This window comes from Streptomyces venezuelae, assembly GCF_008642315.1.
Classification (GTDB): Bacteria; Actinomycetota; Actinomycetes; order Streptomycetales; family Streptomycetaceae; genus Streptomyces; species Streptomyces venezuelae_D.
Window position 1 is genome coordinate 4,078,464 of sequence record NZ_CP029192.1, and the last position, 26,969, is coordinate 4,105,432.

Below are 26,969 nucleotides of genomic sequence, written 5' to 3' on the forward strand. Positions count from 1 at the left end.
CCGTCTCGGGGCTCGTCCCCCCGTCTCGGGGCTCGTAGGCCCTAGGAAGCGCCCCCGGCCCGCACGAGCCCCGTCTCGTACGCGAGGACCACCACCTGCACCCGGTCCCGCAGGTCCAGCTTGGTCAGGATGCGCCCGACGTGTGTCTTCACGGTCGCCTCCGACAGGACGAGCCGCGCCGCGATCTCGCCGTTCGAAAGGCCCTGGGCGACCAGCACCATGACCTCGCGCTCGCGGTCCGTGAGGCGCTCCAGGTGCTTGTGCTGCGGCTGGCCGCCGGCGTTCGGCAGCATCGGCGCGAAGCGGTCGAGGAGCCGGCGCGTGGTGGACGGCGCGACCACCGCGTCACCGCTGTGCACGGAACGGATCGCGGCGAGCAGCTCCCCCGGGGGCACGTCCTTGAGCATGAAGCCGGACGCCCCGGCCTTCAGCCCCGAGAAGGCGTACTCGTCGAGGTCGAACGTGGTCAGGATCAGCACCTTCGGCGGGTTCTCGTCCTGGCAGATGCGCCGGGTCGTCTCCACGCCGTCCAGCTTCGGCATGCGGACGTCCATCAGCACCACGTCGACCTCGGTCCCGCGCAGCACCTCCAGGGCCTCCACGCCGTCGCCCGCCTCCGCGACGACCTCCATGTCCGGCTGGGCGGCGAGCACCATCCGGAACCCGGTGCGCAGCAGCACCTGGTCGTCGACGAGCATCACGCGGATCGACATCAAGGGTCCTTCCAAAGGGCTGTGGGGTGACGTGCTCAGTGTGCGGGTTTCAGCGGCAGCAGCGCACTGATCCGGAAGCCGCCGCCGGGACGCGGCCCCGCGTCGAGCGTGCCGCCGACCATGCCGACCCGCTCGCGCATGCCGATCAGGCCGTGCCCGCTGCCGTCGGCCCCGCCGTCCTCGTACAGCTCGTGCGGGGCGCCCTTGCCGTCGTCCTCGACCAGCAGCCCCAGGCCGTCGTCGAAGTACACCAGGCGCACGCTCGCCCCGGCGTTCTCACCGCCGTGCTTGCGGGTGTTGGTGAGGGCCTCCTGCACGATGCGGTACGCGGTGAGCTCCACGCCGCTGGGCAGCGGGCGCGGGGTGCCCTCCACCTTGTAGTCGACGGGCAGGCCGGCCGTGCGGACCTGCTCGATGAGTTCGTCGAGCTGCTCGACGTCGGGCTGCGGGACGTACTCGCCGCTCTCCTCGGGCTCCCCGGTGCGCAGCACACCGAGCAGCCTGCGCATCTCCGCCAGCGCCTGGCGGCCGGTGCCGGAGATGGTCTCCAGGGCCTTCCTCGCCTGGTCGGGGGCGGCGTCAAGGACGTACGCGGCGCCGTCGGCCTGGACCACCATCACCGAGACGTTGTGCGCCACGACGTCGTGCAGCTCGCGGGCGATGCGGGCCCGCTCGGCCGCCACGGCGACCTTCGCCTGCGCCTCGCGCTCCTTCTCCAGCCGGTCGGCGCGCTCCTCCAGCTGTGCGAAGTACGCCCGGCGGGTGCGGATGGAGTCGCCGAGGACCCAGGCGAGCACGAAGGGCACGATCTGGAACATCGTGAAGAAGACGAGCCCGAAGGTGGTGGTGTCCTGCGTGGGCCAGCGCATCATCGCCAGCGGGGCCGCGCACAGGCCGCCGATCAGCGCGAAGCGCGAGGCCCAGCGCGGTCCGTCGGCCGCGGCGGTGTAGACGATCACCAGCATCGCGAAGTTCGCGGGCATCGTCTCCACGTCGAGGACGAGCTGCAGGAAACCGATGACCGCGGTGAGCACCAGCATCTTCTCGGTGGCGCGTCGGCGCAGCGTCACGACCAGGGAGAGCCCGATGGCGATGGGGATCGAGAGGATCCGCGGCCCGCGGCCGCCGCCCTCGGACATGGACACCAGACCGATCCCGGAGATCCCGAGCAGGACGAAGGCCCAGAAGCCGTCGACCCATGTCGGGTGTCTGCGGAGGAAGTCATAGAGGCGCTGCACGTAACCCAGCGTAGGCAGGCCATCGGCGCCCTCGGGTCAACCGAAGGTCCGATCCGTAGCAGGTACATGTACTCCCCAAGGTGGAGGCCCGCTTAGCCTGCGGTCTGTGACGAACGACAAGGAAGTGCTAGGAACGGCCGCCCCGCGCGGCTGGCGCGAGGCCACGGAGGCCGCCCTGTACGGCCCTCAGGGCTTCTACCGCCGCCCCGAGGGCCCCGCCGCCCACTTCCGGACGTCCGTGCACGCCTCGCCCCTCTACGCGGACGCCGTGGCGCGTCTGCTGACCCTCCTGGACGCGGAACTCGGTCACCCGTACGAGGTGGCCTTCGTGGACATGGGGGCGGGACGCGGCGAACTCACCACGGCCGTCCTCGCCGCACTCCCCGCCGATGTGGCGGCACGCGTGCGTGCATACGCGGTGGACGTCGCCGAGCGCCCGGCGGACCTCGACCCGCGCATCGAGTGGCGGAACACTCCCCCGGCGGGTGTCACGGGCCTTCTGTTCGCCAACGAGTGGCTGGACAACGTCCCCCTGGACGTCGTCGAGGTGGCTGCCGACGGAGTGCCCCGCCGGATGCTCGTGGACTCTGACGGCACCGAGACGGCGGGCGGGCCCGTGACGGGGCCGGACGCGGACTGGCTGGCACGCTGGTGGCCGCCGGCCCCCGAGCCGGGTCTGCGCGCGGAGATCGGGCGCCCCCGGGACGAGGCGTGGGCGGCCGCCGCGGCGACCCTGAAGCGCGGTCTCGCCGTCGCCGTCGACTACGCCCACACCAAGGGCACACGCCCGCCCTTCGGGACGCTGACGGGCTTCAGAGAGGGCCGCGAGACAGCACCAGTGCCGGACGGCAGCTGCGACATCACGGCGCATGTGGCGCTGGACGCCTGCGCGGCGGACGGCGCCGTGCTGCTCACCCAGCGGGCCGTACTCGGCGCGCTGGGAGTGAGCGGCGGCCGCCCACCGCTGGCGCTCGCCTCCAGCGACCCGGCGGCGTACGTACGCGCCCTCACGCGCGCGGGAGAGGCCGCCGAACTCACCGCGCCCGGCGGCCTCGGCGACTTCGGATGGCTGCTGCAGCCCGTGGACGTCGCCCTGGACACGCTGTTCACCGACGACGTCCCGCCGGCCGACAGCGCCCTACTTGTCGATGTCGCCGACCACGAAGAACAGTGACCCCAGGATCGCCACCATGTCCGCGACCAGCTGGCCCGGAAGCAGCTCGGCCAGCGCCTGGATGTTGTTGTACGAGGCCGAGCGCAGCTTGAGGCGGTACGGGGTCTTCTCGCCCTTGCTGACGAGGTAGTAGCCGTTGATGCCGAGGGGGTTCTCGGTCCACGCGTAGGTGTGCCCCTCCGGGGCCTTGAGGACCTTCGGCAGCCGCTGGTTGACCGGCCCCTGCGGCAGCTCGGCGATCCGGTCCAGGCAGGCGTCCGCGAGCGCGAGGGCGTTGTGGGTCTGCTCCAGGAGGCACTCGAAGCGGGCCAGACAGTCGCCCTCCTCGCGCGTGACGACCTTCAGCGTGTCCTGGAGCTCGCCGTACGCCAGGTACGGCTCGTCGCGGCGCAGGTCGAAGTCGACTCCGGAGGCGCGGGCGATGGGACCGCTCACTCCGTAGGCGTGCACCGCCTCCGGACTGAGGACGCCTACGCCGCGCGTACGTCCCCGGAAGATCTCGTTGCCGAGCACCAGACGGTCGTACACGTCCATGCGCGACCGCACCGACGCGACCGCCTCCCGCGCGCGGGAGGTCCATCCCGCGGGCAGGTCCTCCTTGAGACCGCCCACGCGGTTGAACATGTAGTGCATCCGGCCGCCGGAGATCTCCTCCATCACGTTCTGGAGCTCCTCGCGCTCGCGGAACGCGTGGAACACCGGGGTGATGCCGCCCAGTTCGAGCGGGTAGGACCCGAGGAACATCAGGTGGTTCAGCACGCGGTTCAGCTCGGCGAGCAGCGTGCGCATCCACACGGCGCGCTCCGGGACCTCCATGCCGAGCATCCGCTCCACGGCCAGGACGACGCCCAGCTCGTTCGAGAACGCCGAGAGCCAGTCGTGGCGGTTGGCCAGCATCACGATCTGCCGGTAGTCCCGCGCCTCGAAGAGCTTCTCCGCACCGCGGTGCATGTAGCCGATCACCGGCTCCGCGTGCTGGATGCGCTCGCCGTCCAGGACCAGGCGGAGGCGGAGCACGCCGTGCGTGGACGGGTGCTGAGGGCCGATGTTGAGCACCATGTCGGTGCTCTCGGCCGCTCCGCCGATGCCGAGCGTGGTCTCCGTGGTGGTCTCCGTCGTGGGACTCATGGCCACAGTCTCTCGCACGCGCCGCCGTGTCAGCGGCCCTACGTACGCTTGAGCCATGGACACGGGGACAGCGGGGCCGGCAGGACCGGCACAGGAGCGGACCGAGCCGGTGTGGACCGGACTGCCGCGGGGGCTGCTGAAGCTGCGGCGGCTCCTGCTGGTGGTCTGGCTCGTGCCGCTCGCGGCGGCCGTCGGGATCCTGCTCGGCCTGTTCGCGGGCCCTGTCTGGGCCACGTTCGCGCTGGTGCCGCTCGCCGTCGTCGTCTGGGGCTGGCTGGTGCTCGGCCGGAACTGGCGCTCGTGGCGGTACGCGGAGCGGGCCGACGACCTGCTCATCAGCCGGGGCGTGCTCTGGCGCGAGGAGACGGTCGTCCCGTACGGCCGGATGCAGCTCGTCGAGGTGACGTCGGGCCCCGTGGAGCGCCGCTTCGGACTCGCGAGCGTCCAACTGCACACCGCGGCGGCGGCCACCGACGCGCGCATCCCGGGGCTGCTCCCCGAGGAGGCCGAGCGGCTGCGCGACCGGCTGACGGAGCTCGGCGAGGCCCGATCGGCGGGGTTGTGAAGGGCGTACGGGGAGACGGGGCCGTGGAGGGCGTGCCCGCGGAGGGGGCCGCGGAGGGCGTACGGGAAGCGGCGGGCGAAGTCCGTCCCGGGACGGACGGCGCGGCGCCCGAGCGGCGCCTGCACCCCGTCACGCCGCTGCGCCGCGCGTGGGCGCCCTTCGCCGTCCTGGTGGGCTGGGCGGTCCACGACCCGAACGGCACGCAGCAGCGACTCTCCGCGCTGACCGCCACCACCCTGCTCCTCGGCAGCGCCGCCGTGGTCGTCGGCGGCGCGCTGTACGGCTTCCTGAGCTGGTGGTTCACGCACTTCTCGGTCACCGACACGGAGCTGCGCATCCGTACCGGGCTGTTCTTCCGGCGCACCGCCCACATCCGCCTCGACCGGCTCCAGGCCGTCGACGTGACACGGCCACTGCTCGCACGCATCGCCGGAGTCGCCAAGCTCAAGCTGGACGTCGTCGGGGCGGAGAAGAAGGACGAGCTGGCCTACCTAGGCGAGCGCGAGGCGACCGAGCTGCGGGCCGAACTCCTCGCCCGGGCGGCCGGTTTCGTCCCCGAGGAGGCGCGCGAGGTCGGCGAGGCGCCGGTGCGGGGCCTGCTGCACGTACCGCCGCGCATGCTCGCCCTCTCCGTGCTGCTCACCGGCGCTCCCTGGGGGATGCTTCTCGCCGCGAGCGTGGTGCCCGCCTTCATCTGGTTCGGCACGCACAGTCCGTGGACGGTCCTTGGCGCCGCGGTCCCCATGCTGGGCGGCGCGTTCGCGAGCAGCGGCGGCCGCTTCATCAAGGAGTACGACTGGACGGTGGGTGAATCCCCCGACGGCATCCGCATCGACCACGGGCTGCTCGACAAGGCCCATGAGACGGTGCCGCCCGGCCGGGTGCAGACGGTGCACGTGGTGCAGCCGCTGCTGTGGCGGCGGCGCGGCTGGGTGCGGGTGGAGCTGGACGTGGCGGGCTCGGCGAACAGCGTGCTGGTGCCGGTCGCGCCGCGCGAGCTCGCCGGAGAGGTGATCGGGCGGGTGCTTCCCGGTGTGCGCGTGCCGGAGGCCACGGACCTCGTGCGGCCACCCGCGCGTGCGGCGTGGTGCATGCCGCTCTGGTGGAAGGGGTACGGCCTCGCGGTCACCGACGAGGTCTTCGCGGCCCGGCACGGCCTGCTCAAACGCCGGCTGTCCCTCGTCCCGCACGCGAAGGTCCAGAGCGTACGGCTCTCCCAGGGCCCCTGGGAGCGGTTCAAGGGCGTCGCGGACGTACGGGTGGACACGGGGGCCAACAAGACGGTTGCGGCCCGCCTGCGCCCCTCGGACGAGGCGGCGGCACTCCTCCACGCGCAGGCGGACCGCTCCCGAACGGGCCGCAGAGAGGCCATCCCTGACCGCTGGATGGCCTGAGACCTAGGGACCCGCCCTCGGGGCGGAGCGCTACGCCCGGAGGGCCGTGCGCAGCTCCCCCACGTCGATCTGCTCCGTCTCGTCATGGGCCGTCAGGTCGATGACCTGCCCGGCACCACGCGCCGCGTCGCCCTCGGGCGCGGGCTTGAACTCGCCCTCGGTCTCCGCCTTGTGGACCGCGAGGGCCTCCTCGCCCACGACATCGGCGAGGTCCTCGTTCTGCACGGACTCCAGCGCGGCCGGAGCGACGTTCTTCGTGCCGAAGAAGTCGAATCCGCCCTGGGGAGCCTGCCGTCGCGACTGCGCGGGCGGCGCGACGGCGACCGCGCGCTCGTGCCCGGCGTATCCATCGGCCGCCCCGGGCTTCCCCCGCGACTCGTCCTCCGCTTCCGGCGCGGCAGGAGTCATGCGGTCGAGCGCGGCGTTGGCCCGAAGGAACAGCGAGGGCGTGGGAGACGCCCCCGGCCTGGCTGAGGCCTGCGCACGCGCAGCGGGGGCCTCTCTACGTACGGCCGGTTCCGGACGCGGAGACTCCGTACGGGCGGATTCCGCACGCGCGGAAGACTCCGTAGGCGCGGGGGATTCCTTGCGCGCGGACGGCACCGGCGCCCCCGCCCGCACCGCGGGAACGAGGTCCTCGGCACCGGAACCGGAACTGGAACCGGAGGCCGGCAGCGCGGGCGGCGCCGGAGACGTCGCCTCGATGGCGAGCAGCCGCCGCCCCTCCAGGGCGCTGGCCCGCTCCGTCTCCGCGGTGGCGTACCGCCGCAGGAGCGCGGCGTGTTCGTTGCGCAGGGCCGCGAGCTCCGCGCGCTTGGCCCGCAGCTTCGTCTCGAGCCTGCCCCGCAGCTCGCGGGACTCGTCGAGGTCGGATTCGGCCTCGGCTATCCGTTCCTCGTAGCGCCATTCGTCGCTCGCCCGGGCGCGGGTGAGCTCGGCGACGCGCTTGCCGGCCGTCTGGTCCCAGCGGCGCATGACGACCGAGCCGACGACGGCAGCGGCGGCCGCGGCCGCGACGAGCCCGCGGAGCACGACCGGTTCCGCGAACATCCAGGCGCCGCCGGCGCTGAGAATCGAAACGCCTGCGACCGTCGAGGGAGGAAGCAGCCTGTGCAGGGGTGGGGAATGGCGGTGGCGTCCACGTGGCATGGCCAGAAACTTACCGCGCGTAGGCGAAGTGTGGTGCCCCGCCCGGCAAAAAGCAGTCATCGCGGCCGTAACTCGTCTCAACCCGCCGCCCCTCCCTCACTCTGATTCAGTGGTCAACTTCCACCGCGACCACGGAACTTCTCGGCGCTTTTCTTGATCATCTTCAGATGAGGCCCTTCGACTTCAGATACTCCGTGGCGACATCCGCTTCCTTCTGACGCTCCTCGTCGACCTTCCGGTTGAGTTCGATGAGGTCGTCCGTGGTGAGCGTCTCGGTGAGCTTGCCGAGCGCGTCGGCTATCTCCTTGCTGCCGGCGTCCTTCGCGTTCACCACCGGAAGGATGTTGTCCGCGTTCTGCAGCTTCTTGTCGTCCTCGAGGATGACGAGGTCGTAGTTCTTCAGGGTCGCGTCGGTCGTCGTGGTCAGCACCAGTTGGTCCGTGCCGTTCTTGACGGCCTGCTTCGACTGGGTGGTGCCGACGCCCTTGGGGTCGATTCCGGTGACGTCGATGCCGTACTTCGTCTTCAGACCCGGCGCGCAGAACGGGCGGGACTCGCATTCGTCGCCCGCCGCGATCTTGACCTTCTCCCCCGACTTGCCGAGATCCGAGAGCGTCTTGAGCTTGTGCTCCTTCGCGTATTCCTTGGAGACCGCGAACGCGTTCTGGTCGACCGCCTCACCGGCCGGAAGCACCTTCAGGCCCTTCGGCTCCGCGAGCTTCTTCAGCTCGCCCACCGTGGCATCCGTATCACTGGAGGCGAGCATCTCGGCCTTCGGGCCGTTCTTCTCCCGGTTGAGGAATTCCGTGAGCGTCGCCGCGTATTCGGGAGCGACGTCGATCGAGCCCTTCTCCAGTTCGGGCTTGTAGATCTCGCGGTTCTGCACGGTCTTGACCTGCGCGTCGTAACCGGCCTTCTCCAGGACGCCCACATAGAGCTCGGCGAGCACCTTCTGTTCGGTGAACCGCGCGGAACCCACCACGAGCGAGCCCTTCTTGTCACCGCCCGCCTTGTCCGACCCCTTGCCGTCGTCCTCCAGGCTGTCCCCGCCGCACGCGGCGAGACCCGCGGTCAGCGCCACGACGGCCGCGGCCGCCCCTGCCATCCGTCGCGCGCGACGCGTTGTGCTGTTCATGGGTGAACCACCATTTCGAAAGGAAAGAAAGGAACCAGAACTCACGGCCGCCGACCGCCGGCGCCGGCCACCACCGCCGAAGGCGCCTCAGCGCCGCATCGGGTCGAAGAGCCGCCCCGCCACCACAAGGACCCCCTCCACGAGGAGCGCGAGCAGCGCCACGAGGACGGCGCCCGCCACCACTTGCGGGGTGTTCTGCAGGTTGAACCCGGCCGTGATGATCCGGCCGAGACCGCCCTCGCCCGCCATCGCGGCGAGCGTGGCCGTCGCGACGACCTGCACCCCCGCGGACCGTATGCCGGTCATGATCAGCGGGTACGCGAGCGGCAGCTCGACCCGCGCGAACAGCTGGCCGCCGCTCATCCCCATCCCGCGCGCGGCCTCCACCACCGCGCGGTCGACCTCCCGCATCCCGAGATAGGCGTTGGTCAGCAGCGGCGGCACGGCGAAGAGCACCAGCGCGATCAGCGTCGGCGCGTCACCGTGCTCGCCGAGGGGCGTGAGCGTGAGCAGGATCAGCAGGGCCAGCGTGGGCACCGCGCGGCCGACGTTGGAGATGTTGACGGCCAGAGCGCCGCCCTTGCCTATGTGCCCGAGATACAGCGCAAGGGGCAACGCGATGGCGCAGGCCACGGCGAGGCAGACCCCACTGAAGTACAGGTGCTCGGCGAGGCGGTGCCAGACGCCCCTCTCGCCCTCCCAGTTGGCGGCTGTGGTCAGCCAGTCCCAGGCTCCCGTGATCGCGTTCATGCGGGCTCAGCCACCTTCGTCACGGCCGCCTCGCGCGACGCCCGGCTCGTCCGTGTGCGACGGGCTCTCGTCCACGGGGTCAGCCATCTTTGAAGCCCGAGCAGCAGCAGGTCGGCGACCACGGCGAGGAGCACGCAGAGCACCGACGCCGTCAGGACCTGCGCCTTGAAGGTCGTGTCGAGGCCGTCGAGGATGAGGGTGCCCAGGCCTCCGTAGTCCACGATCGCGCCGACGGTGGTCAGGGCGACCGTGGAGACCGTGGCGATGCGCACACCGGCGAGCAGCGCGGGCAGCGCGAGCGGCAGCTCCACCTCCCACAACAGCCTCAACGGGCCGTACCCCATGCCCTTGGCGGCGTCCCTGGCCTCCTCGGGGACGGCCTGGAGGCCGGCCAGGATGTTCCGCACGAGGACCGTCAGCGAGTACAGGACGAGGCCGGTGACGACCAGGGAGACGGAGAGCCCGAAGAAGGGCAGGAGCAGCGAGAACATGGCCAGCGAAGGGACCGAGTAGAGCACGGTCGTCACGCCGAGGATCGGGCCCGCGAGGAAGCGGAAGCGCCGTGCGAGCAGCGCGAGCGGCAGGGCGACGGCGACCCCGATCACCACGGAGACGACGGTGATCCCGACGTGCTCAAGGGTCGCGTCGATCAACTCCTGGCTGCGGGTGCGGAGATATTCCCCGCAGATCCAGTCGTTCGTCACCAGACAGTTCTGCTCGGCCACGCGCCCCACCTCCCCCGAATTCCCGAACGTATGCCGTACACACGTCCCCCCGTGTCTGGCGACCCTAACGCGAGGCACCGACAATCGCAGTGAGTCGTTGTACGGCCGCAACACGGCCGTCACGCAAAGCCCCTCGCCGCCCTCCACAATGGGGAACCATGATCCGGTTCGAGCACGTCACCAAGCGGTACGCGGACGGCACCACGGCCGTCGACGATCTGTCCTTCGAGGTCAACGAGGGCGAACTGGTCACGCTCGTCGGCCCGTCCGGCTGCGGCAAGACGACGACGATGAAAATGGTGAACCGGCTCATCGAACCGAGCGAGGGCCGCATATTCGTCGACGGCGACGACATATCCGGAATCGATCCCGTGCAACTGCGGCGCCGTATCGGCTATGTGATCCAGCAGGTCGGCCTCTTCCCGCACAAGACGGTGCTGGAGAACACGGCGACCGTCCCGCACCTCCTCGGCGTCAAGCGCGGCAAGGCCCGCGAGCGCGCCGCCGAACTCCTCGACCTGGTCGGCCTCGACCCCGCCGTCTTCGGCGACCGCTACCCCGAGCAGCTCTCGGGCGGCCAGCGCCAACGCGTCGGCGTGGCCCGCGCCCTGGCCGCCGACCCGCCGGTGCTGCTGATGGACGAGCCCTTCGGGGCGGTCGACCCGGTCGTACGCGAGCACTTGCAGAACGAGTTCCTCCGGCTCCAGCAGGCCGTGCGCAAGACGGTGCTCTTCGTCACGCACGACATCGAGGAGGCGGTCCGTCTCGGGGATCGCATCGCGGTCTACGGAGAGGGCCGCATCGAGCAGTTCGACTCTCCGTCGACGGTCCTCGGGGCGCCCGCGAACGACTACGTGGCGGACTTCGTCGGCGCGGACCGCGGCCTGAAGCGGCTCTCCGTGACGCCGATCGAGGAGGGCGACCTGGAACAGCCGCCCGTGGTGCATCTCGACGACGCGCTGCCCAAGGAGCTCGACGCGCGCTGGGCCGTCGTCCTGGACGCCGAGAACAACCTGCACGGCTGGCTCTCGGCCGAGCACGCGCGCGCGGGGAGCGGCACGGTGCGCGAGCACGCCCGCCGCATGGAGGCGTGGCTCCCGGTCGGCGCGAGTCTGAAGCAGGCGTTCGCGACGATGCTGCAGCACGACGCGGGCTGGATCGCGGTCATCGACAAGGACAGCGAGGGCCGCTTCCTGGGCGTGCTGACACCGGCCCGGCTGCACGAGGCGCTGCGGCGCTCGACGGCGGCGGACGCGCGGGACATCGCCCGCGCGGAGGTCGAGTTGGAGACGGTGGCGGCGATAGACGGCTAGTCGGCGCTCAGCCGCCCGCTGATCCACTCCAGCGTCGCCGGGATCTCCCGGCGCCAGGTGTTGAAGTTGTGCCCGCCGCTCTCGAGCGTGATCGACGAGACGCGCGTGGGCGCCTTCACCTTGTCGATGAACTTGAGGGTGTCGTGGTAGTTGCCCTCGCCCTTCTTGCTGGTGGTCACGAGGAGGGACGTCTTGGGCGGCGGCATGTGGTCGAGGTACCAGTCCAGGTCGGCGCGCTGCTTGAGCTCCTTGTCGCCGTGGAACAGGTCTCCCGTGGTGACGTCGATGGGCGCCTTGTAGTACGCGGACAGGCCCGCTCCGGCGCCGTACGTGCCCGGGTGGTGCATGGCGAGCTTCAGCGCGCAGTAGCCGCCGGTGGAGTCGCCGATGATGCCGAGGTTCTGTCCCTTGCTGCCCACCCTGTAGTGGCCGGATATCGCTTGGGGCAGGTCCTTGGCGAAGAACGTCTCGGTCTGCGGGCCGCCCGGCACGTCCACGCACTCGGTGTCGCGCGGCGGCGCGACGGTCGGCCGCATCATGACGAGGATCATCGGCTGCATCTTGCCGTCGGCCGCCTGCTTGTGCGCGGTCTGCGGGTAGTGCAGGCCCTTGATGAGGGCTTCCGCGGTGCCGGGGTAGCCGGTGAGCACCACGGCCGCGGGGAACTTGCGGTCCTTGTACTGCGGCTGGAAGTACTCGGGCGGCAGGTAGACATAGGCGGGGCTGCCGATGTCGGACACCTGCCCGCCGATCTCGACCTTCTGGATCTGGCCCCCGACGGAGGGCCGGCCGCCGCCCGGCACGTTCACGGTCTGGGTGTCGACGACCCTGACGGGTCCCGCTCCTTTGGCCGGGTCGTGGTCCACCACCACTCCGGGAGCCGTCTCCTGGCCGAAGAGGTCCGCCCACGTGGCGTAGAAGCCGAAGGCCTGGTTGGCCGCGAGACCCACCGAGGCGAAGACCGCGACCTGGGTGGCGAGGAGCAGCCCGACACGGCCCGTGATCGCCTTCCAGCTGCGGCGGGCGAGCCGCGGCCAGAGCCAGATCGTGCCGACGAAGAACAGCACCGCCAGCAAGACCGCAAGGGCGAGGACCTTGTTGCTCGTGAGACCCATGGGGAGTTCTGCCTGCGCTTTCTAACCTGTGCCGGGCGCGTGCCTCGGCTTGACCGGACCCTGGACGGCCCGGCCGGCGGAGGTGCCGCGGGCCCGTCGGGGCCTGCCAGAGCATTTCCAGCCGTTTCCGGTCGGGAATGAACCCGTCTCCCTGAAGGACCGTCCTAGAGGGCGCAATGTAGCCGGATGCGCTTTTGGCACCGGATTAAAGCTCTCTCGCAGAACTACGGGATGCGATGTCTGTCAGGATAGATGGGGAAATGTCGGGCGGGGTTCCGGACAGTGAGGTGCGCCACCGCGACGGTCGGCTGCACAAAGTGCTGCGCGGACCACGCCCCGAGGCGGTGCCCACCCTGGTCGCCAGAGCCTGCGCCCTCGTCGGCCTCCTGAACGTCGCGGCAGGAGTCTTCCCCCGCTTCCGGCACAGCCGCATGCATGCCATCGCCGAGGTCCTGCCGGGCGCGCTCGGCCCCTTCGCCGCCGCCCTCGCCCTGAGCTCCGGCATCCTCCTGCTGCTGCTCGCGCACGGCCTGCGGCGCCACAAGCGGCGGGCCTGGCGGGCCGCCGTGGTGCTGCTGCCCGCGGGTGCCGTGGCGCAGTTCGCGTACCGGCACTCGATCATCGGCGTCGTGATCTCGGTCGCGCTCCTGGCGCTGCTGTTGCGCCATCGGAGTGAGTTCACCGCGCTGCCCGACCCGCGCAGCCGCTGGCGTGCCCTGGCCAATTTCGTCCTCCTCGGTGCCGGATCGATTCTGCTGGGCCTGGTGATCGTCAGCGTCCACCCCGGCAAGACCATCGGTGACCCCGGCATCACGGATCGCCTGGAGCACGTCCTCTACGGACTCTTCGGCTTCGAAGGCCCGGTCGACTACTACGGACGCACGTCCTGGACGGTCGGTTTCTCCCTCGGCGCCCTCGGCATGCTCACCGCCCTCACCACCATCTACCTGGCCTTCCGCCCCGAGCACCCGGCCGCGCGTCTCACCGAGGACGACGAGACGAAGCTGCGCGCGCTGCTCGACAAGCACGGCGGCCGCGACTCCCTCGGCCACTTCGCGCTCCGCCGCGACAAGGGCGTCGTCTTCTCCCCCAGCGGCAAGGCCGCCGTCACCTACCGCGTCGTCTCCGGAGTGATGCTCGCCAGCGGCGACCCGATCGGCGACGTCGAGGCCTGGCCCGGCGCGATCGAGCGCTTCATGGACGAGGCGAAGGCCCACTCCTGGACACCGGCTGTCATGGGCTGCTCCGAGACAGGCGGCGAGGTCTGGACGCGGGAGACCGGTCTGGACGCCCTCGAACTGGGTGACGAGGCGGTGGTGGACGTCGCGGATTTCTCCCTGTCCGGGCGTGCGATGCGAAACGTACGCCAGATGGTCAAGCGGATCGAGCGCAATGGCTACGAGACGCGCGTACGGCGCATCCGTGACCTGGGCGAGCAGGAGCTCACCCGAATCCAGCGGGCCGCCGAGGACTGGCGCGGCACCGACACCGAGCGCGGCTTCTCGATGGCCCTCGGGCGCATCGGCGACCCGGGCGACGGCGACTGTCTGATCGCCACCGCCCACAAGGCCGACGAGGAGCCGGGCCCCTACGGCGACCTGAAGGCCGTCCTCCACTTCGTCCCGTGGGGCAAGGACGGCGTCTCCCTGGACCTCATGCGCCGCGACCGCGCGGCCGACCCCGGCATGAACGAACTCCTCATCGTCGCCGCCCTGCAGGCGGCCCCGAAGCTCGGCATCGCGCGCGTGTCCCTCAACTTCGCCATGTTCCGCGCGGCCCTCGCCCGCGGCGAGAAGATCGGCGCCGGCCCGGTCCTGCGCGCCTGGCGCGGCCTGCTGGTCTTCCTGTCCCGCTGGTTCCAGATCGAGTCCCTGTACAAGTTCAACGCGAAGTTCCGCCCCCGCTGGGAGCCCCGCTTCGTCGTCTACCGCTCCAGCAAGGACCTCCCCCGCATCGGCTTCGCCGCGATGCAGGCCGAGGGCTTCGTCACGCTCGCCCTGCCGCGCTTCCTGCGCCGGGGCGCGCCCCAGCGCCGCCCCTGCCCGCACCGGGCCGCGGAACGGGAGGTCCAGGCGGCGTAATCGCGCCGCTTTCGGGCCTAGGCTGGTGGTATGAGTACGTTGCGCGGGCGGGGATCGGTCCAGGGGCTGCCGGAGTGGGACCGCTGTGCGGTCATGGGCGTGGTGAACGTGACGCCGGACTCCTTCTCCGACGGTGGCCGCTGGTTCGACACGACGGCCGCCGTCAAGCACGGCATCGACCTCGTCGCGCAGGGCGCCGACCTCGTCGACGTCGGCGGCGAGTCCACCCGCCCCGGCGCACCCCGCGTGGACGAGGACGAGGAGCTCAAGCGCGTCGTGCCCGTCGTCCGGGGCCTTGCCGCGGAGGGTGTCACGGTCTCCGTGGACACGATGCGCGCCACCGTCGCCGAGCAGGCGCTCGCGGCGGGCGCCGTCCTCGTCAACGACGTCAGCGGCGGCCTCGCCGACCCGCGCATGGTTCCGGCGGTCGCCGCCGCGCACGCCCCCTTCGTGGTCATGCACTGGCGCGGCTTCCTCACCGACATCCACGCCAAGCCGCACTACGAGGACGTGCTCTCCGAAGTCGTCGACGAGCTCCACGCACGCGTGCAGGCCGCCATCGAGGGCGGCATCGCCCCCGAGCGCATCGTCGTCGACCCGGGCCTCGGCTTCTCCAAGGAGGCCGAGCACGACCTGTCGCTCCTCGCCCACCTGGAGCGACTGCGCGAACTCGGCCACCCGATCCTCGTCGCCGCCTCCCGCAAGCGCTTCCTCGGCCGCGTCCTCGCCGGCCCGGAGGGCGCCCCGCCGCCCGCCCGCGAGCGCGACGCCGCCACCGCCGCCGTCTCCGCCATCGCCGCCCACCAGGGCGCCTGGGCGGTCCGCGTGCACGAGGTGCGGGCGACCGCCGACGCGGTCCGCGTCGCCCGCGCCGTGACCGGCGCGGCTGGCGGCCCTCGGTGACCGCCGCGAGGACCGACATCGAGCAGGTACAACTCGCCAACACCGCCTTCTACGAAGCCCTCGAACGCGGCGACTTCGACGAGGTGTCCGACCTCTGGCTGGACTCCGAGGACACCCCGGAGGAATCGGGGGACGCCGAGGACGCCGAGGGCTCGGAGGACGGTGACACGGCCGGGGACGCCGTCTCCTGCGTCCACCCCGGCTGGCCGGTCCTGACCGGCCGCGGCGAGGTCCTCAGGTCCTACGCCTTGATCATGGCGAATACTGAATACATTCAGTTCTTCCTCACCGACCTCAAGGTCGGTGTCGCCGGCGACACCGCTCTGGTGACGTGCACGGAGAACATCCTCAGTGGCGGACCGCCCCCGGAGGGCGGCGGCGAGCTCGGCCCGCTCGTGGGCCAGCTCGTGGTCGCCACGAATGTGTTTCGCCGCACACCCGACGGCTGGAAGCTGTGGTCGCACCACGCGTCGCCGGTCCTCGCGGAAACCGATGACGAAGAGGGTGAGGAGACCCCCACCTGAGTGGGTAGGCGCCCATCGACGAGTGTGTGCCGTGGTGCCCGACGGGCCCCGCGGGCGAGTGCTGTCAGTGCTCGCAGGTAGATTCGATCGAGGCTGGTGTGCCGACCGCACTCGGTGCAGGCCTGCCGATACCGACGATTGCAGGAGTGATTCGCGTGGATCGTGTCGCGCTGCGCGGCCTCAAGGCCCGCGGGCACCACGGTGTCTATCCGCGGGAGCGCGAAGAGGGCCAGACCTTCATCGTGGACCTGGTGCTTGGTCTGGACACGCGAGCGGCCGCGGCCGACGACGACCTGGCGAAGACCGTGCACTACGGAGTCGTGGCCGAAGAGGTCGTGGCCGTCGTCGAGGGTGAACCCGTCGACCTCATCGAGACGCTCTCGGAGCGCATCGCCCAGGCGTGTCTCAAGCACGACGGAGTTCTGGAGGTCGAGGTCTGCGTGCACAAGCCGGACGCCCCGATCACCGTCCCGTTCGACGACGTGACCGTCACCATCACCCGGAGCCGAGTATGACTGCGCCCTTCAAAGCGGGTCAGAGCGACCCCACCGTCCAGCCGGTGCCCACCTCCGTCGTCGCGCAGGTGGACGCCGCGGACTCGACCCTGTCCAACCCCAAGCGCGCCGTGATCTCCCTCGGCAGCAATCTCGGCAACCGCCTGGAGACGCTGCAGGGGGCCGTCGACGCCCTGGAGGACACCCCCGGCCTGCGGGTCAAGGCGGTCTCTCCGGTGTACGAGACCGAGCCCTGGGGCGTCGACCCCGGAACCCAGCCCTCGTACTTCAACGCGGTCGTCGTGGTGAAGACGACCCTGCCGCCCGCCTCGCTCCTGGAGCGCGCGCAGGCGGTCGAGGAGGCCTTCCACCGCGTGCGGGACGAGCGCTGGGGCCCGCGCACCATCGACGTGGACATCGTGGCGTACGCGGACGTGGTCTCCGACGACCCGACCCTCACGCTCCCCCACCCGCGCGCCCACGAGCGCGCCTTCGTCCTCGCTCCCTGGCACGATGTGGAACCGGAGGCCCAGCTGGGCGGCCGGGGCCCGGTGGCGCAGCTGCTCGCCGCGGTCACCCGGGACGGCGTGGCTCCCCGCGCCGACCTGGAACTCCGACTGCCGGAGTAGTCGTTGGAGAGGGCGGTCGAGGAAAGCAAGCCGATGAAGGGTCACCCGTGAAGGAACTGCGCATCAGGACACTGGTCGGCCTCTTCCTCGTGGCCGGAGTGCTGTCCTGGTCGGGCGCCCGCCTCTGGGACTCCGTCGGCTCGCTGCCGCGCGTTCCGCTGGCCGCGCCCATCGTGCTCGCGGTCATCGCCGTCGTCCTTCTCGCGACGGCGCTCTCCCTGCGTTCCCGGCTGCGGGCCCAGCGCGAGCGGCGTCCCGGCGCGAAGGGCGTCGAGCCGATGATGGCCGCCCGCGCCGTCGTCTTCGGCCAGGCGAGCGCCCTGGTGGCGGCGCTGATCTCGGGGATGTACGGCGGGACGGGCGCGTTCCTGCTCGAGTACCTCGACATCCCGCCCCGCCGCGACCAGGCGGTGTACGCGGGGCTTTCGGTCCTGATGGGCATCGCGGTGATAGCGGCCGCCTTCTTCATGGAGCGGGTCTGCAAGCTCCCCGAGGACGACGACGAGAACGGCGAGACGACCGCGGCGGCCTAGGCCCCGCCCACAGGAACACCCCGGGCCCGGGCCCCGCCCGCAGAAACGCCCGGACACCCGTTCCGCGGGCCGCTACAGCAGGGTGCCGCCCTCGACCTCCGTCTCGCCCAGGATGCGCTCCAGGCGCGCCAGGACGTCCGCGTCCAGCCGTACGTGCGCGGCCGCGAGGTTCTCCTCGATGTGCTTCGGCGTACGGCTGCCGGGGATCGGCACGACGTTCGGGTCCTGGTGCAGCAGCCAGGCGAGCGCCAGCTGCGCCGGGGTGATGTCCAGCTCCTCCGCGACACCGCGCACGGGCGCGAAGCGGTCGTTGTTGGCCTTCAGGTTCGCCGCGTCGAACCGCGGGGCGTTCTGCCGGAAGTCGCCCTCCGTGACCTGGCCGACCGTGCCCGTGAGGAAGCCGGCGCCCAGCGGCGACCAGGGCACGAGCCCGACGCCCAGCTCGCGTGCCGCCGCGAGGAGTTCCGGCTCGGCGGGCTTCCACATCGACCACTCGATCTGCACGGCCGACACCGGGTGCACGGCGTGCGCGGCCCGCAGCTGGGCGGCCGTCACGTTCGAGAGGCCCAGGTGCCGGACGAGCCCTTCCCTGATCAGCTCGGCGACCGCCCCGACGGTGTCCTCGATGGGGATCTGCGGGTCGGGGAAGTGCGGGTAGTACAGGTCGATGTAGTCCGTCTCCAGGCCCCGCAGGCTCGCCTCGGCATAGCCGCGTACGTGCTTCGGGTCGCCGTTGACGGCCAGCTCGCCGAAGGCGTAGCCGATGGGGAAGGGGTGCGGCTCCACGCCCTCCGGGAGCCGGAAGCCGAACTTGGTGGCTATCGCGACCTGGTCGCGGCGGCCTCTCAGGGCCTTGCCGATGAGCTGTTCGTTGTGGCCGTCGACGCCGTACCCGTCGGAGGTGTCGATGATCGTGGCGCCCGCGTCGAGCGCCGCGAGGAGAGCCCGCTCGCCGCGCTCGTCGTCGACCTCTCCGTAGACCCCCGGGGAGAGCACCATGGCGCCGTAGCCGAGGGCGGAGACCTCCAGGCCGCCGAGTTTGCGGGTGGGCAGGGACCGCGTGTGCGTATTCGTCATACACGCAGTCTTTCGGCCACCGCCCCCACCGTCCACCACTTTGAGCCACAACAACCGCACAGAGCACGCGAGTTGAGCGGAACGCGGGCCTCCGGCCCGCTCGGATCCGGCGACCGGCAACCGGCAACCGGCAACCGGCAACCGGCTCAGCGGGCCATGATCAGGCTCATCGCCTCGTTGCGCGTCGCGGGGTCGCGCAGCTGACCGCGGACCGCGGACGTGATGGTCTTGGCGCCGGGCTTGCGGATGCCGCGCATCGACATGCACATGTGCTCGCACTCCACGACGACGATGACGCCGCGCGGCTCCAGGATCTCCATCAGCGAGTCCGCTATCTGCGTCGTCATGCGCTCCTGCACCTGCGGACGCCGCGCGTACACGTCCACGAGGCGGGCGAGCTTCGACAGGCCCGTGATCTTGCCGGTGGTGGCCGGGATGTACCCCACGTGCGCCACACCGCGGAACGGCACCAGGTGGTGCTCGCAGCAGGAGGTGACCTCGATGTCCTTCACCAGGACCATCTCGTCGTGGCCGAGGTCGAACGTCGTCGTCAGCACGTCCTCGGGCTTCTGCCAGAGTCCGGCGAATATCTCCCTGTACGCCCGCGCCACACGTCCCGGGGTCTCCCGCAGCCCTTCCCGGTCGGGGTCCTCCCCCACGGCGATAAGCAGCTCGCGTACGGCGTTCTCGGCCCGCTTCTCGTCGAACTCGCCGATCAGGCCGTCGCCGTCCAGCGTCACCGGGTCGGTCATCTTGTGCCTCGTTCCTGTGCGTCTCACGCGGGCGTACGAAATAAGCCGCGCCCCCCAGGCTAGAACCAGGGGGGCACGGCATCCATTCCGGGCCTGCTGAGGCGGGCGGGATCAGCTCTCGGGGCGGTCCTCCGGGGCCACCTCGATGGGCTGCTCCGTGCTGCCCGACGTCACCGCGGGGGTCGCGCCGTTCGCACCGTTCGTCAGCGACAGCTCCTTGGGGGAGAGCACCGGCGGGCGGGTCGAGGGCGTGCGCCGCGAGGAGCCGGTCCACGCGGGGCGGGCCGGGCGCTTCACGATGGTCGAGAAGATCTCGGCGATCTCGTCCTTGCCGAGGGTCTCCTTCTCCAGGAGCTGGAGGACCAGGTTGTCGAGCACGTCGCGGTTCTCGACGAGGATCTCCCACGCTTCGTTGTGCGCGGTCTCGATGAGCTTCTTGACCTCTTCGTCGACCAGCGCCGCGACCTCTTCCGAGTAGTCGCGCTGGTGGCCCATCTCGCGGCCGAGGAAGGGCTCGGTGTTGTCGCCACCGAACTTGATCGCGCCGAGCCGCTCGGTCATGCCGTACTGCGTGACCATCGCGCGGGCCGTGCCCGTGGCCTTCTCGATGTCGTTCGCCGCGCCCGTCGTCGGGTCGTGGAAGACGAGCTCCTCGGCCGCGCGTCCACCCAGCATGTACGCCAGCTGGTCGAGCATTTCGTTGCGCGTGGTCGAGTACTTGTCCTCTTCGGGCAGGACCATGGTGTAACCCAGGGCTCTGCCGCGGGACAGGATCGTGATCTTGTGGACCGGGTCCGAGTTCGGTGAGGCCGCCGCGACGAGGGCGTGTCCGCCCTCGTGGTACGCGGTGATCTTCTTCTCCTTGTCGGACATGATCCGGGTCCGCTTCTGCGGGCCCGCCACGACGCGGTCGATCGCCTCGTCGAGCATGCTGTTGTCGATCAGCTTCTTGTCGCTGCGGGCGGTGAGCAGGGCGGCCTCGTTGAGGACGTTGCTCAGGTCCGCACCGGTGAAGCCCGGCGTACGACGGGCGACCGCGGAGAGGTCGACGTCCGGGGCGACCGGCTTGCCCTTCTGGTGAACCTTGAGGATCTCCAGACGGCCCTGCATGTCCGGGCGGTCGACGGCGATCTGCCGGTCGAAACGGCCGGGGCGCAGCAGCGCCGGGTCGAGGATGTCGGGGCGGTTCGTGGCGGCGATCAGGATGACGCCGCCCTTCACGTCGAAGCCGTCCATCTCGACGAGCAGCTGGTTCAGCGTCTGCTCGCGCTCGTCGTGGCCACCGCCGAGACCGGCACCGCGGTGACGGCCGACGGCGTCGATCTCGTCGACGAAGACGATCGCCGGGGCGTTCGCCTTGGCCTGCTCGAAGAGGTCACGCACACGGGATGCACCGACACCGACGAACATCTCGACGAAGTCGGAACCGGAGATCGAGTAGAACGGGACTCCGGCCTCACCGGCGACGGCGCGCGCGAGGAGCGTCTTGCCCGTACCGGGCGGGCCGTAGAGCAGCACGCCCTTGGGGATCTTGGCGCCGACGGCCTGGAACTTCGCCGGCTCCTGCAGGAACTCCTTGATCTCGTGGAGTTCCTCGACCGCCTCGTCGGACCCCGCCACGTCGGCGAACGTCGTCTTCGGGGTGTCCTTGGTGATGAGCTTCGCCTTGGACTTCCCGAAGTTCATGACCCGGGAGCCGCCGCCCTGCATCTGGTTCATCAGGAACAGGAAGACGACGACGATGAGGACGAAGGGGAGCAGGGAGAGCAGGATGCCGACGAACGGGTTCTGCTTCGACGGCGAGACGGTATAACCGTCCGGGATGTCCTTGGTCTGGTACTTGGACTGCAGGGTCTTGGCGAGGTCGACGCCCTGGTCGCCGATGTAGCTCGCCTGGATCTTGCTGCTGTCCTTGACCTTCTGGCCGTCCTTGAGCTCGACCTTGATGATCTGCTCGTCACCGGTGGTGAGCTTGGCGGATTCGACCTTGTTGTCGTTGATCGCCTGGACGACCTGGCCGGTGTCCACCGTCTTGTAGCCACCGGACGAGCCGACGACCTGCATCAACACGACCACGGCAAGGACGGCCAGCACGATCCACATGACTGGCCCACGGAAGTATCGCTTCACGTCCATCCATACGGAGCGATGACGCCCCGTCCCTCCTGCCATAGTGAGTTTGATAAAGACTGTTCTTCGGACGGTACCCCAGCATTGTGACCCGAAGCTGCCCGGGACTGCTGGCAATCCGGCCTTCGCATGCTCCAACGTCGGGAAACGGGTGAGGGTTCCCCTGCGTCATACGCGGTGCGTACACCGCGCCGCGAGACGTCAGCCGCCGTAGACGTGTGGAGCGAGCGTTCCGACGAACGGCAGGTTGCGGTACTTCTCGGCGAAGTCGAGGCCGTACCCCACGACGAACTCGTTCGGGATGTCGAAGCCGATCCACTTCACGTCGATCGCGACCTTGGCCGCCTCCGGCTTGCGCAGCAGCGTGCACACCTCGAGGGAGGCGGGCTCGCGCGAACCGAGGTTGGAGAGCAGCCAGGACAGCGTCAGACCGGAGTCGATGATGTCCTCGACGATCAGGACGTGCTTGCCCTTGATGTCGGTGTCGAGGTCCTTGAGGATCCGCACGACACCGGAGGACTGGGTCCCCGCGCCGTACGACGACACGGCCATCCAGTCCATCGTGACGGGAGTGGACAGCGCGCGCGCCAGGTCCGCCATGACCATCACCGCGCCCTTGAGGACGCCGACGATCAGCAGGTCCTTGCCCGCGTACTCCGCGTCGATCTTGGCGGCCAGCTCGGCCAGCTTCGCGTCGATCTCTTCTTTGGTGATGAGCACCGACTGGAGGTCGGTGCCCATGTCTTTCGCGTCCACCCGCATCACTTTCGGTCGTCCCACCGGCCGACTCGGCCCGTCAGTCACACGGGCCTCTCGTCAGCCTTGCCGGATCACCAGTCTGCCACCCTGGCGCTGAGCCACGACTTTGCCCGGGAGGTTGATGGCTCCCTGGCCGCGCCAGCCCGTGATCAGGCGGTCGACCTCTTCGATGTGCCGGGCGAAGAGCGAACCCGCCGGGGCGCCCGCGTCGATGGCGGCCCGGCGGACGATGCGGCGGCGCACCGCGGGGGGCAGTGCGTAGAGCTTCGCGCACTCCAGGAGGCCGGTGGCGTCGCGCACGGTCGTCTCGGCCTGGGCGGCCCAGGTGTCGAGGGCGTCGGCGTCGTCCCGGGAGAGCTGGGCCGTGCGGGCGAGCGCTTCGACGACGCCTTTGCCGAGCGCCTTCTCCAGGGCGGGCAGGCCCTCGTGGCGCAGGCGGGACCGGGTGTACGCCGGGTCGGCGTTGTGCGGGTCGTCCCAGACGGGCAGCGACTGGACCATGCAGGCCTTGCGGGCGGTCTGCCGGTCGAGGTGCAGGAAGGGGCGGCGGTAACGGCCGGCGACCCCCGAGGTCGCCGCCATTCCGGACAGCGAGCGGATCCCGGAACCGCGGGCGAGGCCGAGCAGGACGGTCTCCGCCTGGTCGTCGCGGGTGTGGCCGAGCAGGACGGCGGCTGCTGAATGCCGTTCGGCGGCGGCATCCAGGGCTGCGTAGCGCGCGTCGCGGGCGGCGGCCTCGGGGCCTCCGTCGCGGCCCACGTCCACGGCCGCGGACTCGACCGGGGTCAGGCCGAGCGCGGTGAGGCGCACGACGACTTCGGCGGCGCGCAGGTCGGACCCCGGCTGCAGGCCGTGGTCGACGGTGATGCCGCCGGCACGCATGCCGAGCTTGGGAGCTTCGAAGGCGAGCGCCGAGGCGAGCGCCATGGAGTCCGCGCCGCCGGAGCAGGCGACGAGCACGAGCGGCGACGCGGCCTGCTCGTGCGGGGACTGCGGGGGCAGAGGGGGGCGTGAGGGGCGTGGGGGGGCGTTCTCGGAGGTGCGCTGTAGGTCGGTCAGGACGTCGTGGAGTACGCGGCGGACCGCCAGGCGTATCGCCGCGACCGCAGGATGGGGACCCATGTCCGGTTCCCTTCGTGAAGTTCGGGGGTGAGCTCGGGCCAGTCACTCAGGACCCACTCGGGTCGTCCGACCCCTCGGGGGGCCTTGCTTCCCGTGCGTTCGGTCACTCAGAGTGTGTCGATGGTGACAGAGCCGAGCCGTTACCCGAGCATCGCACGCCTACCCATCGCCCACGGTCCCTCGGACGGGTGATTACGGGGGCGTTCTCCTGCCATCGGCCGCATCCGGCCTCTCAGTCTCCTTTACGGTGCACCCGCGCGACCCAGTCCGCGGGTTTGGCGATCTCCGCCTTCGTGGGCAGCGTGTTCGGCGACGTCCACACGCGGTTGAAGCCGTCCATGCCGACCTCGTCGACGACGGCGCGCACGAAGCGCTCGCCGTCGCGGTACTGGCGCAGTTTCGCGTCCAGGCCGAGGAGCTTGCGCAGCGCCTGGTCGAGACGGCTCGCGCCGCGGGCCCTGCGCTGCTGAAACTTCTCCCGGATCTCGCCGACGGACGGCACGACGTCCGGGCCCACGCCGTCCATCACGAAGTCCGCGTGGCCCTCCAGCAGGGACATCACGGCCGTGAGGCGGGCGAGGATCTCGCGCTGGGCGGGGGTCTGGACGAGCTCGACGAGGGAGCGGCCGCCCTCGGACTCCTCGCCCTCCGCCGCGTCGGTGCGGCCGCCCGCGAAGGTCTGGGCGGCCTCCCTGACGCGCTCCAGGACCGTCATCGGGTCCACCTCGGTCTCGCCGAGGAACGACTGGATCTCGGCCTCCAGGTGGTCGCGCAGCCACGGCACGGCGGTGAACTGCGTGCGGTGCGTCTCCTCGTGGAGGCAGACCCAGAGGCGGAAGTCGTGGGGGTCGACGTCGAGCTCGCGCTCCACGTGCACGATGTTCGGGGCGACCAGGAGGAGCCTGCCGCCGCCGTTCGCTCCCGCGGGGAGGTCTCGGGTGGCCGGGGCGAACGTCTCGTACTGGCCGAGGACGCGGGAGGCGAGGAACGACAGGAGCATGCCGAGCTCCACGCCCGTCACCTTGCCGCCGACCGCGCCCAGCACGGCGTTGCCGGTGCCCGTGCGGCGGTCCTGCATCTTGTCGAGGAGGGGCTTGAGGATCTCCCTGAACCCCGCGACGTTCGCCTTCACCCAGCCGGCCCTGTCCACCACGAGGACCGGGGTGTCGTGGGTGGCCTCCGTCCCCATCCTCGTGAAGGAACGGACGTGTTCCTCCGAGGATTTGGCGTGCCGGCGGAGCTCCGCGACGACGGCTCGCGCTTCGTCGCGGCTCACTTCCGGGCCCGGCCTCACGAGCCGGGTCGCGGTCGCCACCGCGAGATTCCAGTCGACCATCTCGGCACCACCGATGCTCGTCATGCGCTCAACGGTACGTGCTGGCTCCCTCCTGTGGAGGGGCTGGCACCCCTGACATTGCCCTGGAGCCTGCCCCTAGGGCCCGGGTGGGGCGGATGGCCCCGGTGTTCATGTACGGGTGGGTGGGGGTTGCTCGCGCCGGGCTCGGCGAGGCAGTCACCCCCTCGGCCGCGGGTGAGTGGGGGTTGCTCGCGCAGTTCCCCGCGCCCCTTTGCGGCGAGACCTGGGCGTCGGACGTTCAGGGCTCGGCGAGGCAGTCACCCCCTCGGCCGCGGGTGGGCGGGGGTTGCTCGCGCCGTTCCCCGCGCCCCCTTGCGGCGAGACCTGGGCGTCGGCCGTACAGGGCTCGGCGAGGCAGTCACCCCCTCGGCCGCGGGTGGGCGGGGGTTGCTCGCGCCGTTCCCCGCGCCCCCTTGCGGCGAGACCTGGGCGTCGGCCGTACAGGGCTCGGCGAGGCAGTCACCCCCTCGGCCGCGGGTGAGTGGGGGTTGCTCGCGCAGTTCCCCGCGCCCCTTTGCGGCGAGACCTGGGCGTCGGACGTTCAGGGCTCGGCGAGCAGTTCTCGGATCGGCGAAGAGTCTTGCGCTCAGCGGCAGCCGCAGTTCGCCACTGTTGAGGCCATGTGGTCCAGGGCCTTCTGGGCCGATTGGGGGTCCGTCGTGCCCGTGGTCATGAAGGCGAAGACCAAGAGGCGGCCGTCCGCGTCCACCACCGTTCCCGCGAGGCTGTTCACGCCGGTCAGCGTGCCTGTCTTGGCGCGGACCACGCCCGTGCCCGGGGAGTCCTTGGGGTAGCGGTCGACGAGCGTGCCGGTGAAGCCCGCCACGGGCAGGCCCGTGACGACCGAGCGCAGTTCGGGGCGGCCCGGGTCCGCCGCGTGGTCCAGGAGCGCGGCGAGGAGCTCCGCGGAGACGCGGTCGGCGCGGTCCAGGCCGCTGCCGTCGGCGAACTTCGTGCCGGAGAGGGGGAGCTTCTGCTCGGAGAGGGTGTCGCGCACCGCCTTGCCCGCGCCGTCGAAGCTCGCCGGCTCCTTCGCGGCGATCGCCGCCTGGCGGGCCAGCGCCTCGGCGATGTCGTTGTCGCTGTGCGTCAGCATCCGCTCGACCAGGGCCGACAGCGGCGGCGACTCGACCTTCGCCAGGGACTCGGCGCGGTCCGATGCCTTGGAGGGGCCCGGGGTCGCCTCGGGGGGCGTCGACGTGTCGATGCCCTTGTCGCGGAGGAACTGCGCGAACTTCCTCGTCGCCTCGCCCGCCGGGTCGGCCGTGCGCGGTGCGGGGCCGCTCGTGGAGTCGTCGAGGCGGCCCTCGTCGGCCATGAGCGCGCTGACCGGCGTGATGTTCTCGTTCGGGCCGATCGGGTGCTGCACGGGTCCGGAGTACAGCGACGTGTCGTACGAGAGTTTGATCTTGTCGATGCCGCGGCTCTTGAGGGCGCGTGCCGTGTCCTCGGCGAGGGTGCGCAGGCTCGCCGCCGTGTCCGTGTAGCGGCCGTCCTTGCGGGCGGTGAGCGTGGGGTCGCCACCGCCCACCAGGACGACGTCGGGCGTCCCGGACGCGTCGGACTCGATCACCGTCTTCGTGGCGATGCGGTGGTCCGGGCCCACCGCGGACAGCGCGGCGACAGCCGTGGCGATCTTGATGGTCGACGCGGGCGTCAGCCCGTCGCCCGCGCTCTTGCCGTAGACCGGCTTCCCGGAGGCCGCGTCCAGGACGACGGCCGACCGCTTCGGGCCGAGCGCCGGATCCCGCATGAGCGGATCGAGCACCTCCGCCAGCGCGGAGTCCGTCGGCGCCGGAGCGACGCCCGCGGGCGCCCCGAGTCCGGCGAGCACCGAAGGGGCGCTCGGAGCGGCGTCGGGCTCGCTTCCGGGCGCCCGACCAGCGTGATCTGCGCCACCCCAGGCCTCCTGGGAAGCGGCCCGGTCCCGCTCCGCCGTACGCTGACCGGAGGAGTCCCAAGGGCCGGCCGCGGCCACCGCCCCGGCCGCGATGACCAGGCCGAAGGCGGCGGACCCAGCTGTGAGCTGCCAGGTCGTGAGCTTCCCGGAGAACCCGGAGAGCTTGATGGCGGAAGGCTTTGCCAGCTGTCTCAAAAGCTGTCGAGGCCGCTGCCAAGGCTTGAGCTCCGGCACGACGACCAGCCCCTTTCGCGATCACACATCTGCGTGAGGGACACTTAATCACCCGAAGTATGTGCTGATCATGGA

General features: G+C 70.9%; 25 protein-coding genes. 10 read left to right on the plus strand and 15 right to left on the minus strand.

The features are described 5' to 3' along the window. Positions 1-41: 41 nt before the first annotated feature. Together DEJ48_RS17450 and DEJ48_RS17455 are read right to left on the minus strand one after the other, a co-directional pair. Positions 42-713: a response regulator transcription factor gene (locus DEJ48_RS17450; RefSeq protein ID WP_150217087.1), complete on the minus strand. Its 672-nt coding sequence runs from the start codon at positions 711-713 to the stop codon at positions 42-44. A 35-nt stretch (positions 714-748) separates the two neighbouring features. Further along, complete coding sequence (locus tag DEJ48_RS17455; protein ID WP_150217088.1) at positions 749-1,951, minus strand: sensor histidine kinase; 1,203 nt, start codon at positions 1,949-1,951, stop codon at positions 749-751. A 106-nt stretch (positions 1,952-2,057) separates the two neighbouring features. Here DEJ48_RS17455 and DEJ48_RS17460 point away from each other — a divergent pair, with 106 nt between their 5' ends. Next, positions 2,058-3,125, plus strand: a complete 1,068-nt coding sequence (locus DEJ48_RS17460) for an SAM-dependent methyltransferase (RefSeq protein ID WP_190537460.1) — start codon at positions 2,058-2,060, stop codon at positions 3,123-3,125. On the opposite strand, the gene DEJ48_RS17465 is transcribed toward DEJ48_RS17460, so the two are convergent. After that, entirely contained in the window at positions 3,090-4,253 is a 1,164-nt protein-coding gene (locus DEJ48_RS17465) for an NADH-quinone oxidoreductase subunit D (protein ID WP_150217090.1), read from the minus strand. The two genes, DEJ48_RS17460 and DEJ48_RS17465, sit on opposite strands and share 36 nt — an antisense overlap. A 55-nt stretch (positions 4,254-4,308) precedes the next feature. Between DEJ48_RS17465 and DEJ48_RS17470 the strand changes: the two genes are divergently transcribed. Together DEJ48_RS17470 and DEJ48_RS17475 are read left to right on the plus strand one after the other, a co-directional pair. Next, positions 4,309-4,818 carry a PH domain-containing protein gene (locus tag DEJ48_RS17470; RefSeq protein WP_150217091.1) on the plus strand — a complete coding sequence of 170 codons (510 nt, stop codon included), beginning with the start codon at positions 4,309-4,311 and terminating at the stop codon, positions 4,816-4,818. Between the two features lie 32 nt (positions 4,819-4,850). Beyond that, positions 4,851-6,212 carry a PH domain-containing protein gene (locus DEJ48_RS17475; protein ID WP_223832485.1) on the plus strand — a complete coding sequence of 454 codons (1,362 nt, stop codon included), beginning with the start codon at positions 4,851-4,853 and terminating at the stop codon, positions 6,210-6,212. Between the two features lie 30 nt (positions 6,213-6,242). Here DEJ48_RS17475 and DEJ48_RS17480 read toward each other — a convergent pair whose 3' ends face one another. The 4 genes from DEJ48_RS17480 to DEJ48_RS17495 form a co-directional block, all read right to left on the minus strand. Further along, complete coding sequence (locus DEJ48_RS17480; protein WP_150217093.1) at positions 6,243-7,361, minus strand: hypothetical protein; 1,119 nt, start codon at positions 7,359-7,361, stop codon at positions 6,243-6,245. 163 nt (positions 7,362-7,524) lie between these two features. After that, positions 7,525-8,496 (minus strand): ABC transporter substrate-binding protein, encoded by a 972-nt coding sequence (locus tag DEJ48_RS17485; protein WP_150217094.1) that lies wholly within the window; start codon positions 8,494-8,496, stop codon positions 7,525-7,527. 87 nt (positions 8,497-8,583) lie between these two features. After that, positions 8,584-9,246, minus strand: a complete 663-nt coding sequence (locus DEJ48_RS17490; RefSeq protein ID WP_150217095.1) for an ABC transporter permease — start codon at positions 9,244-9,246, stop codon at positions 8,584-8,586. Beyond that, a complete protein-coding gene (locus DEJ48_RS17495) occupies positions 9,243-9,971 on the minus strand; it encodes an ABC transporter permease (RefSeq protein WP_150217096.1) in 729 nt (242 codons plus the stop codon). Before DEJ48_RS17495 ends, DEJ48_RS17490 begins: the two co-directional genes overlap by 4 nt. 158 nt (positions 9,972-10,129) lie before the next feature. Here DEJ48_RS17495 and DEJ48_RS17500 point away from each other — a divergent pair, with 158 nt between their 5' ends. Continuing rightward, a complete protein-coding gene (locus DEJ48_RS17500) occupies positions 10,130-11,284 on the plus strand; it encodes an ABC transporter ATP-binding protein (RefSeq protein WP_150217097.1) in 1,155 nt (384 codons plus the stop codon). On the opposite strand, the gene DEJ48_RS17505 is transcribed toward DEJ48_RS17500, so the two are convergent. After that, on the minus strand, positions 11,281-12,399 hold the full coding sequence (locus tag DEJ48_RS17505) for an alpha/beta hydrolase (protein WP_150217098.1): 1,119 nt from the start codon (positions 12,397-12,399) through the stop codon (positions 11,281-11,283). The two genes, DEJ48_RS17500 and DEJ48_RS17505, sit on opposite strands and share 4 nt — an antisense overlap. A 260-nt stretch (positions 12,400-12,659) precedes the next feature. Here DEJ48_RS17505 and DEJ48_RS17510 point away from each other — a divergent pair, with 260 nt between their 5' ends. The 6 genes from DEJ48_RS17510 (at position 12,660) to DEJ48_RS17535 (ending at position 17,563) form a co-directional block, all read left to right on the plus strand. Beyond that, positions 12,660-14,480 (plus strand): phosphatidylglycerol lysyltransferase domain-containing protein, encoded by a 1,821-nt coding sequence (locus DEJ48_RS17510; protein ID WP_150217099.1) that lies wholly within the window; start codon positions 12,660-12,662, stop codon positions 14,478-14,480. A 30-nt stretch (positions 14,481-14,510) separates the two neighbouring features. Next, positions 14,511-15,383, plus strand: a complete 873-nt coding sequence (gene folP, locus DEJ48_RS17515; RefSeq protein ID WP_150217100.1) for a dihydropteroate synthase — start codon at positions 14,511-14,513, stop codon at positions 15,381-15,383. Next, a complete protein-coding gene (locus tag DEJ48_RS17520; RefSeq protein ID WP_150217101.1) occupies positions 15,380-15,907 on the plus strand; it encodes a nuclear transport factor 2 family protein in 528 nt (175 codons plus the stop codon). Before folP ends, DEJ48_RS17520 begins: the two co-directional genes overlap by 4 nt. Before the next feature lie 155 nt (positions 15,908-16,062). Further along, positions 16,063-16,422: a dihydroneopterin aldolase gene (gene folB, locus DEJ48_RS17525; RefSeq protein ID WP_150217102.1), complete on the plus strand. Its 360-nt coding sequence runs from the start codon at positions 16,063-16,065 to the stop codon at positions 16,420-16,422. After that, a complete protein-coding gene (gene folK, locus DEJ48_RS17530; RefSeq protein ID WP_150217103.1) occupies positions 16,419-17,030 on the plus strand; it encodes a 2-amino-4-hydroxy-6-hydroxymethyldihydropteridine diphosphokinase in 612 nt (203 codons plus the stop codon). The genes folB and folK overlap by 4 nt, the downstream gene beginning before the upstream one ends. 47 nt (positions 17,031-17,077) lie before the next feature. After that, positions 17,078-17,563 (plus strand): DUF3180 domain-containing protein, encoded by a 486-nt coding sequence (locus DEJ48_RS17535; protein ID WP_150217104.1) that lies wholly within the window; start codon positions 17,078-17,080, stop codon positions 17,561-17,563. 72 nt (positions 17,564-17,635) lie between these two features. On the opposite strand, the gene DEJ48_RS17540 is transcribed toward DEJ48_RS17535, so the two are convergent. The 7 genes from DEJ48_RS17540 to dacB form a co-directional block, all read right to left on the minus strand. Continuing rightward, positions 17,636-18,640: an aldo/keto reductase gene (locus DEJ48_RS17540; protein WP_150217105.1), complete on the minus strand. Its 1,005-nt coding sequence runs from the start codon at positions 18,638-18,640 to the stop codon at positions 17,636-17,638. Positions 18,641-18,786: 146 nt separating this feature from the next. Further along, entirely contained in the window at positions 18,787-19,392 is a 606-nt protein-coding gene (gene folE / locus DEJ48_RS17545) for a GTP cyclohydrolase I FolE (RefSeq protein WP_150217106.1), read from the minus strand. A gap of 111 nt (positions 19,393-19,503) precedes the next feature. Beyond that, positions 19,504-21,528: an ATP-dependent zinc metalloprotease FtsH gene (ftsH, locus tag DEJ48_RS17550; RefSeq protein ID WP_150217107.1), complete on the minus strand. Its 2,025-nt coding sequence runs from the start codon at positions 21,526-21,528 to the stop codon at positions 19,504-19,506. Between the two features lie 195 nt (positions 21,529-21,723). Then, positions 21,724-22,284, minus strand: a complete 561-nt coding sequence (gene hpt / locus DEJ48_RS17555; RefSeq protein WP_150175769.1) for a hypoxanthine phosphoribosyltransferase — start codon at positions 22,282-22,284, stop codon at positions 21,724-21,726. 54 nt (positions 22,285-22,338) lie between these two features. After that, positions 22,339-23,403, minus strand: a complete 1,065-nt coding sequence (gene tilS, locus DEJ48_RS17560; protein WP_150217108.1) for a tRNA lysidine(34) synthetase TilS — start codon at positions 23,401-23,403, stop codon at positions 22,339-22,341. Between the two features lie 232 nt (positions 23,404-23,635). Then, a complete protein-coding gene (locus DEJ48_RS17565; protein WP_150217109.1) occupies positions 23,636-24,763 on the minus strand; it encodes a zinc-dependent metalloprotease in 1,128 nt (375 codons plus the stop codon). A 583-nt stretch (positions 24,764-25,346) separates the two neighbouring features. After that, complete coding sequence (gene dacB, locus DEJ48_RS17570; RefSeq protein ID WP_223832083.1) at positions 25,347-26,855, minus strand: D-alanyl-D-alanine carboxypeptidase/D-alanyl-D-alanine-endopeptidase; 1,509 nt, start codon at positions 26,853-26,855, stop codon at positions 25,347-25,349. Positions 26,856-26,969: the final 114 nt, after the last annotated feature.